This window comes from Agriterribacter sp. (assembly GCF_035444585.1).
Taxonomy (GTDB): Bacteria; Bacteroidota; Bacteroidia; order Chitinophagales; family Chitinophagaceae; genus Agriterribacter.
Map to the genome: position 1 here is coordinate 1 of NZ_DAOMOZ010000104.1, position 15,952 is coordinate 15,952.

At 45.5% G+C, this 15,952-nt stretch carries 13 protein-coding genes; 4 read left to right on the top strand and 9 right to left on the bottom strand.

Going from position 1 to position 15,952, the window contains the following annotated elements:
- The 9 genes from PLH26_RS12215 to PLH26_RS12255 all read right to left on the bottom strand — a co-directional run.
- Window positions 1–423: efflux RND transporter permease subunit (locus tag PLH26_RS12215; protein WP_324586303.1), on the bottom strand; the 423-nt coding region annotated here is incomplete at its 3' end.
- A gap of 199 nt (window positions 424–622) precedes the next feature.
- A complete protein-coding gene (locus PLH26_RS12220; RefSeq protein WP_324586304.1) occupies window positions 623–1,714 on the bottom strand; it encodes an efflux RND transporter periplasmic adaptor subunit in 1,092 nt (363 codons plus the stop codon).
- Between the two features lie 107 nt (window positions 1,715–1,821).
- Window positions 1,822–2,268 carry a hypothetical protein gene (locus PLH26_RS12225; RefSeq protein ID WP_324586305.1) on the bottom strand — a complete coding sequence of 149 codons (447 nt, stop codon included), beginning with the start codon at window positions 2,266–2,268 and terminating at the stop codon, window positions 1,822–1,824.
- A 222-nt stretch (window positions 2,269–2,490) separates the two neighbouring features.
- Window positions 2,491–3,087 carry a DUF420 domain-containing protein gene (locus PLH26_RS12230; protein WP_324586306.1) on the bottom strand — a complete coding sequence of 199 codons (597 nt, stop codon included), beginning with the start codon at window positions 3,085–3,087 and terminating at the stop codon, window positions 2,491–2,493.
- Between the two features lie 39 nt (window positions 3,088–3,126).
- A complete protein-coding gene (locus PLH26_RS12235) occupies window positions 3,127–3,825 on the bottom strand; it encodes an SCO family protein (RefSeq protein ID WP_324586307.1) in 699 nt (232 codons plus the stop codon).
- A gap of 20 nt (window positions 3,826–3,845) precedes the next feature.
- Window positions 3,846–4,493 carry a T9SS type A sorting domain-containing protein gene (locus PLH26_RS12240; protein WP_324586308.1) on the bottom strand — a complete coding sequence of 216 codons (648 nt, stop codon included), beginning with the start codon at window positions 4,491–4,493 and terminating at the stop codon, window positions 3,846–3,848.
- Between the two features lie 242 nt (window positions 4,494–4,735).
- Window positions 4,736–6,661: a hypothetical protein gene (locus PLH26_RS12245; RefSeq protein WP_324586309.1), complete on the bottom strand. Its 1,926-nt coding sequence runs from the start codon at window positions 6,659–6,661 to the stop codon at window positions 4,736–4,738.
- Window positions 6,662–6,719: 58 nt separating this feature from the next.
- Entirely contained in the window at window positions 6,720–7,013 is a 294-nt protein-coding gene (locus tag PLH26_RS12250; RefSeq protein ID WP_324586310.1) for a hypothetical protein, read from the bottom strand.
- 20 nt (window positions 7,014–7,033) lie between these two features.
- On the bottom strand, window positions 7,034–9,268 hold the full coding sequence (locus PLH26_RS12255; protein WP_324586311.1) for a hypothetical protein: 2,235 nt from the start codon (window positions 9,266–9,268) through the stop codon (window positions 7,034–7,036).
- A gap of 205 nt (window positions 9,269–9,473) precedes the next feature.
- Here PLH26_RS12255 and PLH26_RS12260 point away from each other — a divergent pair, with 205 nt between their 5' ends.
- The 4 genes from PLH26_RS12260 to PLH26_RS12275 all read left to right on the top strand — a co-directional run.
- Entirely contained in the window at window positions 9,474–12,509 is a 3,036-nt protein-coding gene (locus PLH26_RS12260; RefSeq protein WP_324586312.1) for an amidohydrolase family protein, read from the top strand.
- 38 nt (window positions 12,510–12,547) lie between these two features.
- On the top strand, window positions 12,548–13,852 hold the full coding sequence (locus PLH26_RS12265) for an amidohydrolase family protein (protein ID WP_324586313.1): 1,305 nt from the start codon (window positions 12,548–12,550) through the stop codon (window positions 13,850–13,852).
- Window positions 13,853–14,019: 167 nt separating this feature from the next.
- Window positions 14,020–14,625 carry a SanA/YdcF family protein gene (locus PLH26_RS12270; protein ID WP_324586314.1) on the top strand — a complete coding sequence of 202 codons (606 nt, stop codon included), beginning with the start codon at window positions 14,020–14,022 and terminating at the stop codon, window positions 14,623–14,625.
- 234 nt (window positions 14,626–14,859) lie between these two features.
- On the top strand, window positions 14,860–15,952 hold a 1,093-nt coding region (locus PLH26_RS12275; protein WP_324586315.1), incomplete at its 3' end, for a glycosyl hydrolase family 39.

Sequence of the window (15,952 nt, forward strand, 5' to 3'; positions counted from 1 at the left end):
ATTGAGGTAAAGCAGCATGCTGTTCACCTCTTTTTCCGTTACAACGCCCGCTTTTATCACTTCTTCGGGGAGCTCATCCAGAACGGTGGTTACCCTGTTCTGCACATTTACCGCTGCCAGGTCGGGATCCGTGCCTACTTTAAAAGAAATGGTTATGAGGGTTACCCCGTTATTGCTGGTTACCGTATTCATATAAGTCATGCCCGGTACCCCGTTAATAGCCCTTTCCAGCGGCGTGGCAACCGCATCGGCGCAAACCTGGGCGTTGGCGCCTGTATATCTTGCTGTTACGGTTACCGATGGCGGCACAATATCAGGGAACTGCGTAATGGGTAAGGTAAACAGCGCCAGCACACCCAATAAAGTAATGATCAGTGAAATAACCAGCGACAATACGGGTCGCCTGATAAAGGTTTCTATCATAAAAGGGGTTGTTGTAACAGATCGGTTTTTAAATGGTTTTTATGGCATGCAGGAATATAAAAAGCAAACGCCTTACCTGTATTGTCTGTAAAGCAAACAGTACGGACTCCGGTTTGCGGTAACAAACAAGCTTGTTCCACACGGGTGAAGCAGGGTCCGAATGGCGTGTCATCCGGCCACTGTGGAGCCAGGCAGCCGGTTACAACTGCCTGTGAATAAGAATGGGTTGTATGCGGGCACCTTCGCGGATATGCTGTACGCCCTCGTATACGATCTTATCCCCCTTGCTGAGCCCCTCCTTGATGATATAAGATTGCGCTATCCTGGTCTGCGGCACCACGGTTGTCATTTTCACCATGTTATCATCGTTTACCACAAATACATAGCTCTTATCCTGTATTTCAAATACAGCTTTTTGGGGGATGATCAAAGCGTTGCCGGCATTGATCGTAAGCCTTACCTTACCCGATGCGCCATGCTTGAGCAGCCTGGAAGGATTGGGAAACCTTGCCCTGAACGCGATAGATCCGGTGCTTTCATCAAATTCACCTTCCACCGTTTCAATTTTCCCCGAATAAGGATATACCGTTCCATCGGCTAACAGCAGGTTGATATTGTTATTCCTGTTCTCTGTTGCCGTTTTCCGGTAATTCAGGTACTCGTTTTCCGAAACATTGAAATATGCGTATACTTCGTGATTATCTGAAATAGTGGTGAGCAGGGCTCCGGCATCGAGCACGCTGCCGGCTTTAAACGGGATGCGGTTAATAATACCATCAAAAGGGGAGCGTATAAATGTGTAGGAAAGACTGGTTTCCGCCTTCTTTTGCGCAGCCAGGGCTTCTTCCACCTTGGCCTGTGCAGCCTTATATCTGGCTTCCGCCATATCCTTTTCGGTAGGCGATACGATCTCTTTCGCCAGTAGGCCCTCTACCCTCAGCAGTTCTACTTCGGCGGTTCTTGCTTCGGCTTCGGCATTGTTTACATTTGCTTTTGCTTTGGAGAGCGCAATTATAAATTCCTTATCATCTAACTGAAAAAGCGGTTGTCCTTTTTTCACTACCTGTCCTTCATCTACAAATATCTTGTTCAGAAATCCCTGGACCCTTGTGCGGATCTCTACATTTTTTACAGCTTCAATGCTCGTTACATAATCATGATGTAAGGAAGTGTCTTTAAGCGATACTTCTATAACAGGCAACTGGGGCAGATCTTTATTATCCTGAACATTTCCCTTAACCGAGCATCCTGCCATAAAAATGCCGGCAACTATATACCATATATTTTTCATCCTTTAGAGTTGTATTTTAAAAATGAATTACATAAACCCGGTCTGCTGACGGGAGTTAGAATGAGCAGTAAGCAGCATGCAATTGGTGCATGAAATGATGCACCAATTCAAAAAGGGGTAAGCCTGAAAATAAAATTATGATGTTGCAGGTGGGGAAGCCTGGTTGTGTGGGAAGCTTCAGGAAAGTCGTGTTTTGCAATGAGCGCCGGCTGAACTTCAGGAATAGCGGGTGGTACAATGAAGTGCTGAAAAAAGCAGGCGCTTATCCTGTTCTTGGAATTAAAAAAATGTGCATTGAAGCCGGGCTTTTCGTGATCGGGCAGCTTGTCCTGTAATCCTGCAATATCTTCCAGGAGCAGTTCAAGCATAGTAGAAGGCGTGTTATCGTTCTCCTCATATACCGCGTTCCATTCACCACTTTTAAATACGGGATAACTTACATGAGCGGAATTATCTTCGGCGCGGCTTGCAGGTAAAAAGGTCATGATATTCAAAAAGCCAAGAAGCAGGAAGCAGGCTATCGTTCTCCTTTGCTTTCTTAAATGTTGAATCATGACTTAGGGAAATTGTTTGTTGAAATGCAGCAGTGTTATTTACTGCCGCAAAGTTTATAACCTGGTTTATTTGAGGTTAAAATCAATTGCTGCAAAGATAAAACCCACTGCAAAAAACGAAAGGATTAAAGGTTAAAATTTATTGAAAAAGCAAAAATTGATTTAAGTCAATTTATATATGGAACGCCCCGTAGTTCGAATTATTATATATCGAACATTATATCAATAATAAGGGCTTATCAATAAATACACCAGCACCCCTGTGAGGGAAACATACAGCCATACCGGCCAGGTAATGCGTGCGATTTTTTTGTGCCGGGGAAATTCTGCTATTAACCCCCTGTAAGCGGTGAATAAAATAAAAGGAAGGATAATACCGGCAAGCGGGATATGCGTGCCAAGAATAATATAGTAGAATATCCTCAGCGAACCGGCTGCTGATTTTTCGGCATCGCTTACCAGTCCGTCATGATTTGCGTCGCCAAATCTTGTTTCCCCGGCAAACAGGTGATGGCAGATATAAGAAACCAGGAACAACACCGAAAGAATAATGGCGCCCAGCATTATTTTTTTGTGTAAAATATAATTGCGGCGCTTTACCGCAATGAGGCCGGCAACGAGTAAAACGGATACTAAGGAGTTGATCGAAGCATTTATCAGAGCAAAAATATGTACATCGAACCCCAGGTTTGCGTCTATTTTGATTTTACTCAGCAACACGATTGCTGTAAATATTACAAAGGACACAATGCCGATCAGCAAACGGGCCAGTTTATCATTTTTTGCTATCCGGGGTTGAAGCATGTTCTCGGGGCTCATCTCTGTTATGCCTGGTATTTGATTATTGGTTAAAAATCCTTAGTTTCCAAAAAGGCTTCGCTTTTTCTTTTTATTTTTTTCCAGCATAAGCAGCACCACATCGCTGGCCAGTTTGTTCAGGTGAACACTGTCCATGCCGTTATACCATCCGCGAACTACCCTGTCTTTATCGAGGATAAAGAAATATTCGGTGTGGATAAAGTTCGTATCTACTTTTGTGTCGGCGATATTGGCTTTGAATTCTTTTTTTGCAATATCGTATATCTCTTCCTTATCACCGGTGAGCATCCACCAGGTATCGTGATTGATGCCATACTTATCCGCATACTTTTTTAGCTTTTGGGCCGAATCCCTTACAGGGTCAACACTAAAGGAAAGGAATCTTACAATGGTATCTGTTTTGTTGAAGGCATCCTGCAGGCGCTTCATATTGCGGGTTAGTGTTGGGCAAACAACGGGACAGGAAGTAAAGAAGAAATCGGCCACAATGATCTTACCATCCAGGTCGCTGAGGGAAACCTGTTTCCCAAGCTGGTTGGTAAGACTGAAGTTCCTTACTTTGTGCCAGATGGTATCGGAAGTGGCTTTGCCGTAAGACGTATTGTTTTGTACGCTGTCGTAAAAATAGCGCTTTGGCATCACTACTGCCTGTGCACTGAAATGTTTCAAAAGAAAATAACAGGTCAAAGGAAGCAAACCTGCCAGTACAATTGCCACAAAAGACTTCTTGCTCATCATATCCGGCAAAGATAGTTCTTCTATTGTTTTACAATTCTTTTGGTCTCGTTGATCGTGGCGCCACGGATGCTTAAAATATACTCTCCTTTGGGCACACTGTACATATCTAATATCTGCTGCATGTAAGTTGTGGTTTTCCTGATCTGGTAGCTTCGTATATTTTTACCGGTCATATCATACAAAATGCAGGAAATCTCACCCAGGCCTTCATCATTGATGATCAGGGAGGCGTTATTGAATACAGGGTTGGGCATAACAACCACCTCCGTTTTTAAGCGCCGCGGTAAATGAATTTTCCGAATAGCGGAAAAAGTTTCATTCCCATTCCCGGTCTGTCCGGCTATCCTGTAAAACATGCTGTCCTTTATGATCACGTGATCGGTATACTGGTAGGCTGTTTCGTTACCGCCGGGGGAAGATCCGGTTTTATACAACGGGTGAAATGCCACGCCATCGGAAGAGCGTTCAACGATAAAATGAATGTTATCTCCTTCCTGCTGTACAAATCCCCACTTCAGCTGAACTGTATTTTTACTCAGGAGCTCAGCTTCAAAAGAGCTGAACTGTACGGCAGCAGGGCCTGTTTGAGACAGACCTGTAAAAGGTAGGAGCAGGCAGGTGATACCGGGCAGGAATAAAAAAAGCATATCGCGGACCAGGGAACTCATACAGGCATAATTTCGCTTTTGGTACTCATGAGAACATTTAATTATTTATAAACAGAAGGGGGAGTGAGCAGAACGCGAAAATTGTGCCGTTGGTATAAATGAATATATAAAATTTTATTAAAACGGTTATGGGTGAACGTTATGTTGCTTACATGTGATGGTAAAATGCATGCAAACGAAGAGACGTTTCGAAACCATTGTTATATTTTACCGGGCAATATTTTGCGAAATCTTTTATACGCTTATTTTTCCTGCGGTGCGCTGATCAGCCCAAGGAACCGGCCCATCCAGTAGGGCAACAGCCATACGTCGCCGGCACCCTGCTCGCTATGCCCTTCGCGCTGCCCGTTCAGTGTAAAAAGATTGCGGTTGTGCTTCTGTTCCGGCCGTTCATCGGGAGGCAGCACATCCGTGGTGGTTTGTCCCCGGAAATTCTCTTCCATATATGTAATGTCTGCACGATGGCTGTTGTGCACCGACCATTCGATCATATCCAATGGCATTTCTTTTAAATGCCAGATGCTTTCCTTTAAATTAAAATCGCCGGCGCCTGTGAAGGCGTAGCAAAAATTCCAAAGGGCATTTTTGTCAGGCTTTTTCATTTCATAGTGGTCCCGTATGGCATCCCGGTACTGTTCTTTCAGCGAATCGTTCAGCGCATAGGGATACAAACCCCAATAAGCGAGGAAGTACATTTCATCATCCGAATGATTCCATTTTGCCGACAGGGTTCTGCTCCACGTGTCTGCTCCAGGGGGCGCCTTTCCTATGGCTGCAAAAGGACGCATTAAGTTTTCAAGATACCCGTGCCGGTAAAGCAGATCCTCCGCAACTTTTTTATATTTTTCTTTACCGGTAAAATGCCAGGCGGTTTGCAGGAAAGCGATAATGTTGGAAGAGTATAATTTTCTGTCGCCCACCATTTCCGGGAAGCGGTTCACATATTCCGGATGCCAGATCCCCCAAAGGGTAGCCCTGCCGTCGTGATCAACCAGCCGGAGCTGATGGTCAACAATATGCGACATCAGCCCATCCATTAATGCTATGGCCCGCTTTTTTATTCCTTCATCATCCATATATTGGGCCAGCAGGGTAAGCGCAAACATCTGCCCCACGGTTTGATCACTACTGGCCGCGCCTTTCCAGTCCCATTCCGTATCAGCCGCATGGTGCCAACTAATGGTGTTCTGGTAACCGGGGTACCAGTAGTGTTGCAGGTAGGGCCGGTACTCATTTTTAAAAGGCATTATGCCCCGCCGCTCAAAGGAGCGGGCAAAAAAGCCGGGAATGGAATGTATAGTATACAGTCGTTCCATTGCCTCAAAGGATTCGATACAATTTTGCTTTGCCTCCGCTTCATGTGTAACCAGGTACCTGAACAGCTGGCTGCCCATGTACATCGCGGTCCAGAGATTATCGCTGTCACGTGGCCTTAAACCGGCAGTAGAAAGATTGCCATGCTCCAGGTTCGCCACATCACAATACAAACCATATCGTATATGCCTTAACCTTACCTGTTTGTCGTAAAAAGCCGCTTTTTCTTCCAGGGTCATCTGCATAAAGCCGATCTTTCCCAGGCCGGCGCCCGTCAGCACCAGCACGCTGTTTCCGTCACCTTTGGCGATATGTTTAACATCGTCTGAAGGCAGCCACCGTTTAGATGCATAATAGTTGAACCTGCCATCCTCTTTCAGCATAAAAGCACCATTGCCGGAGCCAAACCACAGCTTTCCCCCTATTTCGGTAACAGCGGTAAGTTGCGGACAGGGCAGCTTTCTGATCACTTCTCCTTTCTGTTTTCCGGTAGCTGCATCTATAACCATATACCCGTTACGGGTACCTGCCACCACATCTTTTCCGCCGTTGGCTATGGTAAAGCAGGTAAGACTGTCTGCCGCAAAGAAGGAACTATAGTTTTTATCCTCCGGCGAAAAGGAAAATATTTGTGCGGGAGTAAGCACCAAAAAACGATGCCTTGCACTGTCAAATATCATATCTAATACCCGTTCGGTGCTTTTGCTTTCCCACAGTGCCTGCGCGCCTTTAAGATACCGCAGCGCACTGCCATCCGATACCAGGAAATCAAAATCGCTGCCGCCGGTAAAAACACGGGCGTTGGCAAGACCGTGCTTTATATAGAGGCTGCCGGCCCATGCGTTGCTGAGCACGGCTTTATCATCCAGATAGACGAGTTGATTGCGGTAGATACTGAAGTTGCTGATCTTTTTAATCCTTCATGGGCCGGTAGGTGTCGTCGGGCGCCAGCGTGCCTGGATAGAGCATGGCGCCGTAGAAGGGATGGAGCAAGCCTTTGGAAGAAAGCACCTGTATAACACCATTACGGTCGGCATATGCTTTGTACAGGCTCAGACCGCTGTCGGCTATATTATATTTAATGCTGTAATCCTGCACGTAGGGTACATCGGTATAGACCTGTTCGTGCTGGTTTTGATCCGCCTTATTTTGTAAGCAGGAAGCCAGCGCCATAATAGCTATGCCTGCCGGTAACCATTTTTTCATTTGCCGTATTTTGAACCAGCTTAACGATGCATTTGCTTATTGGCTGGTGCGCTGATCACTTCAAGGTAGCGACCCATCCAGTAAGGCAGCAGCCATATATCACCGGCGCTGTACTCGCTGTTGCCGTTGCGTCCGCCATTCAAATCGAACCTGTTGCCATTATGCCTGCTGATATCCAGTTCATCCGGTGGCAGTACTTCTTTGGTTGTTTGCCCACGGAAGTTGGGTTCCACCAGTTCTATATCTTTTCTTTCACTATTTCTTACCGTCCAGCCAATCATATCCAGGGGATATTCCTGTAAATACCATACCGCTTCTTCCAGGTCAAATTCTTTGGTTCCCGTAAGGGCGGTAAAAATATTCCAGGCGCCTTCTTTCTCGGGCCTTTCTATCTCCCAGTGATCAATAATGGCTTCTTTGTATTTTTCTTTGAGCGTATCATTAAAAGCGTAACGGTACAACCCCCAGTATCCCAGGAAATACATTTCATCGTCTGAATGGTTCCATTCGTGCGATAACATTTTACTCCAGTCGTCTGCATCTGCCGGAGCGGGGCCGATTTCTTTCATGGGCCGCATCAGGTTTTCGAGGTAACCATGCTTGTCCATCAGCTCAAAGGCTTTTTCCTTATAGATCTCTTTTTTTGTAAAATGATATGCCGTTTGCAGCATGGCAATGATATTGGAAGAGTTGATTTTTCTGTCGCCTACATTTTTGGGTCTTGCATTTACATACTCAGGGTTCCATTTCCCCCAAAGGGTAGGCTTACCATCCCAGTCCACTAAGTAAAGGTCATTATCCACAACATGCTGCATCAGTGAATCTATCAGCGCAACCGACCTCTCTTTTATAGCCTCATCATCCACCAGTTCTGCCAGCACGGCAAACACAAAAATATGACCGATGGCTTCATCGCTGCTGGTGGTTGACTTCCAGTCCCATTCAGGATCCGGTGCAGGGATCCATTTTTCGGGGTCATGGAGCTTGTATCCTCTCCTTTCGTATGACCGTGCAGGGAAGCCTTTTACCGGATTAACGGAGTAAAGACGCTCCATGGCATCCAGTGATTCACGGCAATTTTGCAATGCTTCCGGCGATTTGGTAACCGCATAACGGAAAGCCTCTGCACCCAGGTACATGGAGGTCCATAAGCCATCATTATCCGAATCTTCCATGTGGCCGGTTCCCAGGTTGCCATCTTTCATACCCACGAGAGTGGCATTGAACCCGTTGCGGATATGCCTTTTTCTTACCTGTTTGTCAAAGAAAACAGCTTTGTCTTCCAGGGTCATTGTTTTGAAGCAGATCTTCGCTAATCCTGCATCGGTTAAAATGAGCACCATATCCTTTCCGCCGTTAACGATTTGCTTTACGTTGTCGGAAGGCAGCCAACGTTTGGAAGCATAGTAGTTGAACTTACCATCATCTTTAAGCATAAAAGCGCCTCTTGGTGAACCGAACCAGAGTTTGCCCTCTATTTCGGTAACAGCGGTAAGCGCTGTCCAGGGTAGCTTCCTGTTTATTTCTCCCTTTTGCTTCCCGGTAGATGCATCAATAATTATATAACCGTTATGTGTACCTGCTATAATATCTTTTCCTTCACTGGCTATGGTAAAACAGATAAGACTGTCTGCTTTAAACAGGGGTGTATATTGTTTGTCTGCAGGTGAAAAAGAAAATATTTGACCGGGGGTAAGTACGAAAAAGACACTCTTCATACTGTCATATGCAATATCAAGCACCTGCTCACTGCTTTTGCTTTCCCAAATCACCTGTGAATGCTGAAGGTATTGCAATGAACTTCCGTCGGAAATCAGGAAAGCGAAATCGTCGCCTCCGGCAAAAACAGCGGCACCCGGCAAACCATGCCTGGAGTATAAACTCCCCGCCCAGGCATTGCTGAACACGGCTTTGTCATCGAGGTATACAAGCTGGTTTTGATATAACCTGATGCCGGCTATCTTTTTGTCCTTCATCGGCCGGTAAGTATCGTCAGGCACAAGGGTTCCCGGGTAAAGCATGGCCCCTGAAAAGGGATGGAGCAAACCTTTGGAAGAAAGGATCTGGATAACGCCATTGCGGTCGGCATACGCTTTATGCAACACAGTACCGCTGTCTGTTACATTGTATTTAATGCTGTAATCCTGCCGGTAGGGAATATCGGTATATGTGGTTTGTGCATCGGGAACCTTTTTTTCCGAACATGAAAAAAGGAAAATGGATAATATCAGCGTAAACAACAATTGCTTTCTCATGGAACTATGCGTAAATAATTAAAAATGTTGTGTATGAAATTTTAACCAGGGATCATTTCCGGACTGGCAGGAGTTTTTTCAAAGGCAGGTTAGGGCACACGGGATAGGAGACCGGGCGCCTGTTTTGATACTCATATTGTTATTAAGACAGTGATGGGCAAAAGCAATTTTAAACTTACCTTTCAGCATATTTAAATAGCTGCTGATGAAAAAAATAATCCTGGTATGGTTTTGCTGTACGGCAGTTTGTAGCATATACGCCCAACAAACATTTCCGGTGAACGGTGTTGCCGATGAACGGAGCGGCACCTATATTTTTACCCATGCCACTATAATAAAGGATGCACAAACCACTTTGCAAAATGCATCATTGCTCATTCAAAGGGGAAAGATCATTGCTGTGGGAGATAATATTGCTGTTCCCAAAGATGCTGTTGTGGTGGATTGTAAGGGAAAATATATCATTCCTTCGTTTATTGATCTGTACAGCGATTATGGCATACCCGTACCCCGCCGCAGCTCAGGCGGGTTCAGCTACAGCGCTCCGGCACAGCTAACTTCCAATACAAAAGGCGCTTATGGCTGGAACGAGGCCATTAAGGCTGATGCAGACGCCGCTGCATTATTTGAGGTAAATAATGATAACGCAAAAACCTTCAGGGATATTGGTTTTGGCACGGTGCTAACGCATCGAAAGGATGGCATTGCACGTGGAACGGGAACATTGGTTACCCTGGCAGATAAAAAAGAGAACCTTGTTATTATAAAAGAAAAAGCATCGGTCCATTATTCTTTCAGCAAAGGAACTTCTACCCAGAGCTATCCCACCAGCCTCATGGGGGCAATTGCTTTACTGCGCCAAAGTTATCTTGATGCGGCATGGTATAAGAGCAATCCAACGGCCGAAGGTGTAAACCTCAGCCTGCAGGCCTGGAACAACAACCGGCAACTGCCCCAGGTATTTGATGCCGGTGATAAATGGGCCGACATCCGGGCAGACCGGATAGGAGACGAGTTTGGCGTACAGTATATTATTAAGGGAGGCGGAAATGAATACCAGCGCATAAAAGAAATAGCTGCTACCAGGGCTGCATTTGTTTTGCCTGTCAATTATCCACAGGCAATGGATGTGGAAGACCCCGATAATGCCCGTCTTGTGTCGTTAAACGATTTAAAGCACTGGGAGATGGCGCCGGTAAATGCCGCTGCTTTTGAGAAAGCGGGAATTGATTTTTGCCTGACACCGGCCGGTTTAAAAGATCCCAAACAGTTTTTACCCAATATCCGAAAAGCCATTCAAAATGGACTGAGCGAACAAAAGGCATTAGAAGCATTGACCAAAATACCGGCGACGCTGTTGGGCGTATACGATAAAGTGGGCAGCATTGAAGCGGGCAAACTCGCCAATTTTTTGATCGCTTCGGGGCCTGTATTTAAAGAGAAGTCTGTTGTTTATCAAAATTGGGTGCAGGGTGAAAAATATACGGTGCGGGATGCGGGGTGGAATGATATAAAGGGAATATATACCCTTGTACTGCATACAGAAAAAGGTGATATCAAATATACAGTTGACGTTAAAAATGCACATGCTGCCCATATCATCAATACCGATACCCTTCCCGTTAAATTCAGTTTTAACGGCAAGCTGGTAAGCCTGAGCTTTAAACCCGATAAAAAATCAAAATCGGTTATACGGCTGAGCGGCGTGGTAAACAACGATAATTCATGGAAAGGCAACGGAGCCGATGCGGATGGCAACAGCCTGTTGTGGACTGCCTTTTTTTCTAAAGCAACAGTTGTAAAGCCGGATTCTGCCACGGCTCCAAAAAGCTTACCGATGGCAAAGATCACCTATCCTTTCGGCAGCTATGGCCGGGATGAATTGCCCAGACAGGAAACGCTGCTTTTTAAAAATGCTACGGTATGGACGGGTGAAGCAGCAGGAAATTTAGAGAACGCGGATGTGCTCGTAAAGGACGGGAAGATTGCCCGGATAGGTAAAAATATTTCCGGTGTTGCAGGAGCCAGGATCATAGATGCAACAGGCAAATACCTCACCGCAGGCATTATTGATGAGCATTCGCATATTGCTACTGTTTCTATCAATGAAGGAGCACAGTCCGTTACGTCGGAAGTGCGGATAGGCGACAATTTAAATCCCGATGATATCAACATATACCGGCAACTGGCCGGCGGAGTTACAACTTCTCATATACTGCATGGCTCCGCCAATACCATTGGAGGGCAAACGCAGCTGATAAAGCTGCGCTGGGGCGCCGATGATGAAGGATTGAAATTCAGGAATGCGGATCCTTTCATCAAATTCGCGCTGGGTGAAAATGTGAAGCGTACCACATCATCTGCCAACAACCGTTTTCCGGATACAAGGATGGGCGTGGAGCAGGTGCTCACCGATGCTTTTCAAAGGGCGGCAGATTATGAAAATGCCTTGAAAAAGGCTTCTGCCACTACGGCAAAAAAGAAACAGGCGGTAAACCCCTTTGCTACGGTAAGAAGAGACCTTGAGCTGGATGCGCTGGTTGAGATCATGCATAAAAAGAGGTTCATCACCTGTCATTCGTATGTACAAAGTGAAATAACCTATACCATGCGGGTGGCAGAAAAATTCGGTTTCCGTATCAATACTTTCACCCATGTGCTGGAAGGGTATAAAGTGGCAGATAAAATAAAGGCGCATGGCGCCAATGTATCAACCTTTTCCGACTGGTTTGGCTACAAGGTGGAGGTAACCGATGCCATTGCCTATAATGCAGCCATTATGCAAAAAATGGGATTGAATGTCTGCATCAATTCGGATGATGCGGAAATGGCCCGGCGCCTGAACCAGGAAGCCGCTAAAACAGTAAAATACGGTGGCGTAACCGAAGAAGAAGCATGGAAAATGGTTACCATCAATCCTGCCAAAGCCCTGCATATTGACGACGGAACGGGAAGCATTAAAGCCGGCAAAGACGCCGACCTGGTATTGTGGAGCGATAATCCCCTGAGCATTTATGCCAGGCCCGAAAAAACAATTGTGGACGGCACGGTGTATTTTGATCTTGAACATGACCTGCAATTGCGGCATACCATTGCTGAAGAGCGTAACCGCATCATTCAAAAAATGCTCGCCGAAAAAAAATCGGGAACACCCGTCGCAGCATTTAAGCCAAGCACTTATATAAGCCTGAGCTGCAGGGATGATCACAGTAATGGCGATGAGCGAAATGATATGAAATAGCAATCATCTCTTTCATTGATCTGTTAAAAAAAGCAAGTATGAAAAAAATATATTTCCTGTTGGCTGTACTTTCTTCCGCACTGTTTGCACAGGCGCAGGATGATGTATATCCCGCAAAAGAATATAAAGGCCTGCTGTTTATTACCAATGCTACGGTGCATGTGGGGAACGGGCAGGTTACAGATAATGCTACCATAGAAATCAATAATGGAAAGATCGTTCGCGTGGGAACCGATATTGCCATACCGCAGGGCGATGTGAAAGTGCTTGATGCCGGTGGCAGGCAGGTGTACCCGGGCCTCATCCTCCCGCAGAGTGACCTCGGGCTGAAAGAGATTTCCGGTGGTGTGCGGGGCTCTAACGATTACCGTGAGCTGGGCGATCTTAACCCGAACATCAGGTCAATTGTAGCGTATAATGCCGCTTCTTCCATGATCAATGTATTGAAGGCAAATGGCATATTACTGGCCGGCATCGTGCCACAGGGCGGAACGATCAGCGGTTCTTCGTCTGTAGTGCAGTTGGATGCATGGAACTGGGAAGATGCCGCATATGCAACCGATAACAGCATACATATTAATCTCCCGTCTTTTGCTGCGCCACGGCGCTCCGCTGCTGCCCCAACGCCTACCAAACCGGAGGATATTGCAGGGAGAGCACTGGCAAAAGTTGAAGATATAAAAGCTTTTTTCAGGGAAGCCCGGGCCTACCTGCAGGAAACCACGTATACCGCCACCAATCTGAAGCTGGAAGCGGTAAAAGGACTTTTTGATAAGAGCCGGAAGCTCTTTGTACATGCCGGGCAGGTAAAGCAAATGCTGGTAGCCATTGATTTTGTAAAAGAATTCGGGTTTGAAACAGTTATAGTAGGCGGAGCAGAAAGCTGGCAAGTTGCCCCGCTGCTGAAAGAAAACAATATAGCGGTTATATTAAATGCCGAACATAATTTGCCATCAACGGAAGACGCAGATTTTGACCAGCCTTTTAAAACGCCGGCTATGTTGCAAAAAGCAGGGGTACTGTTCGCATTGAACGATGATGCCGGTGTTACCCGGTACCGCAACCTGGCTTTTAACGCGGGAACGGCTGCAGCTTTTGGACTTACCAAAGAAGAAGCTTTGAGTGCCATTACTTTAAACGCGGCTAAGATCCTGGGCATTGCCGGTAAAACAGGCTCCATTGAAGCAGGGAAAGATGCCAATATGGTAATATGTGAAGGCGACATCCTTGATATGCGTACCAGCATTATCACTCATGCATTCATACAGGGGCGGGAAGTAAACCTTGCCAGCAAGCAAACGCAGCTTTATGAAAGGTATATGAGGAAGTACGGGTTTAAATAACGGAGTGGCAATACCGCTGCAATACTGTTAAGTACTTTATAAAGATCGGTGAGTTCAAAGCTTTCAGGGTGGCTTTTTGTATATTGCCGGTGCACAGATCACCGGACATTTTTATTAGCTATTCAATCCTAATGCGCAGAGTCAGGGTCATATTCACTTATCTTTCTGTGTTGCTGATTATTTTGCTCCTGGCTATTTTTTTCAGTGACAGGGTCATTTCAAAGGCGGCCAGGGGCAAGTTGTATTCCAGCACAGAAGCCATACCTTACAACAAAACGGGTTTATTACCGGGCACTTCCAAATATCTTGTGGAGGGTCATCTTAACCCTTATTATACCTACCGCATAGATGCTGCCGTTCGGTTGCTGAAGGCAGGAAAGATCCGGTACATCATCATCAGCGGCGACAACAGCAGCATATACTATAATGAGCCGGCTTTAATGCGGGCAGACCTGTTAAAGGCAGGTATTGATTCATCCTGCATTTATTCCGATTATGCAGGTTTCCGCACTTTTGATTCGGTGGTTCGGCTCAAAGCCATTTTCAGCCAGGATTCCGTAACGGTCATCTCCCAGCCCTTTCAAAATGAAAGAGCTATTTATATTGCTTCGAGGGAAGGCATTGCAGCCATTGGCTTCAATGCAAAAGACGTGGGAACACGTGCCGGCTTTAAAGTGCAGGTGCGTGAAAAGCTGGCCAGGGTAAAAGTATTTATTGATTATTTGTTTGGAGCAGAGCCAAAATTCCTTGGCGAAAAGGTGAACATCCCCTGAAAGTATAAGTATTCAAAAAGCCCCTTCATTTTTTATAAAAAGCTCTTCCTTCACTGTCATGTTGTCTTTGAGCAAACAGCAAAAATATCAGGATGCATATCTGAAATATCAAATTGCGTATCTTCTTTAAATTATTCTATAATACATTCATACCAGGTAAGAAATTTCTTACAAAGTCCCGCGATTGCTTCGCTTTTGAACTTGCTTATTGAAATAGTTTAAAAACCACGCTATATGAAAAAAGCTCTTTTTTTTGCTGCTCCCCGGATGCTGCTCATTGCAACGATCTTATTCCTGTCTTTTGAAAACCTACAGGCACAAAACAACAGCATTTCAGTTGACTGGGAAAATACGATCGCTGTATCCAAAACAACGCCAACATTGCAGTTGGTTGAAAACCCGATGGTGAGGAACAGCTCACCCATACATGCACCTACTTTTAAAGCATTAAAGGAATTGGGAGCCGATTATGTAAGGTACGTTCCATGGTTCCCCTACCCTAAAATGGCCGTGGCAGAATTAAAGCCGCCAACAGCCAAAGAAACCTTTTGGGACTTCACTTACCTCGACAGTACGATGGAAGCTTTTATGGAGGCCACAAAGGGGCATTCCGTAGTGATCAACTTCAGCACCACACCCGCCTGGATGTGGAAAACGGATGCTGAGGTTACCTACCCTGATAATGCTTACCAAACCTCCTGGAATTATAACCAGGGAACCGAATTGCGTGATCCCACATTGTCTGAATTAACCGGTTATTATGTACGGTTATTCAGTTGGTATGCCAAAGGAGGTTTCACCGATGAACTGGGAAAATTCCATAAATCAGGGCATTACTATAAAATACCTTATTGGGAAGTGTTGAATGAGCCGGATCTTGAACATCGCATAACACCGCAATTGTATACCAGGATCTATGACAATATTGTTATTGCTTTAAAAAAGCTATCTCCCGAAACAAAGTTTATAGGAATGTCGCTTGCTTTGGAAAAAGACCCTGAGTGGTTCGAATATTTTCTTGATCCAAAAAATCATAAACCGGGAGTTGAGTTGGAGGGTATTTCATATCATTTTTATGGCACACGCGACCATAATAAGCAGGCGATCAGCACTTACCAGTATTCATTTTTTAACCAGGCCAATGGTTTCCTGGACAGGGTAAGGTATATAGAAAACATACGCAAGCGGCTGGCTCCTCATGTTTTTACCACTATAAACGAGATCGGTAATATTCTGTCGCGTGACGGCACTGATGAAACAATACCCGATGCGTACTGGAACTTATCGGGAGCCATGTATGCTTATATTTATCTTGAGCTGGCGAAAA

Coding starts and splice junctions, on each gene's coding strand:
- PLH26_RS12235 (WP_324586307.1), bottom strand. CDS start 3,825: ATGATGAGCAAGAAGTCTTTTGTGGCAATTGTACTGGCAGGTTTGCTT.
- PLH26_RS12265 (WP_324586313.1), top strand. CDS start 12,548: ATGAAAAAAATATATTTCCTGTTGGCTGTACTTTCTTCCGCACTGTTT.
- PLH26_RS12220 (WP_324586304.1), bottom strand. CDS start 1,714: ATGAAAAATATATGGTATATAGTTGCCGGCATTTTTATGGCAGGATGC.
- PLH26_RS12260 (WP_324586312.1), top strand. CDS start 9,474: ATGAAAAAAATAATCCTGGTATGGTTTTGCTGTACGGCAGTTTGTAGC.
- PLH26_RS12250 (WP_324586310.1), bottom strand. CDS start 7,013: ATGAAAAAATGGTTACCGGCAGGCATAGCTATTATGGCGCTGGCTTCC.
- PLH26_RS12240 (WP_324586308.1), bottom strand. CDS start 4,493: ATGAGTTCCCTGGTCCGCGATATGCTTTTTTTATTCCTGCCCGGTATC.
- PLH26_RS12230 (WP_324586306.1), bottom strand. CDS start 3,087: ATGAGCCCCGAGAACATGCTTCAACCCCGGATAGCAAAAAATGATAAA.
- PLH26_RS12225 (WP_324586305.1), bottom strand. CDS start 2,268: ATGATTCAACATTTAAGAAAGCAAAGGAGAACGATAGCCTGCTTCCTG.
- PLH26_RS12255 (WP_324586311.1), bottom strand. CDS start 9,268: ATGAGAAAGCAATTGTTGTTTACGCTGATATTATCCATTTTCCTTTTT.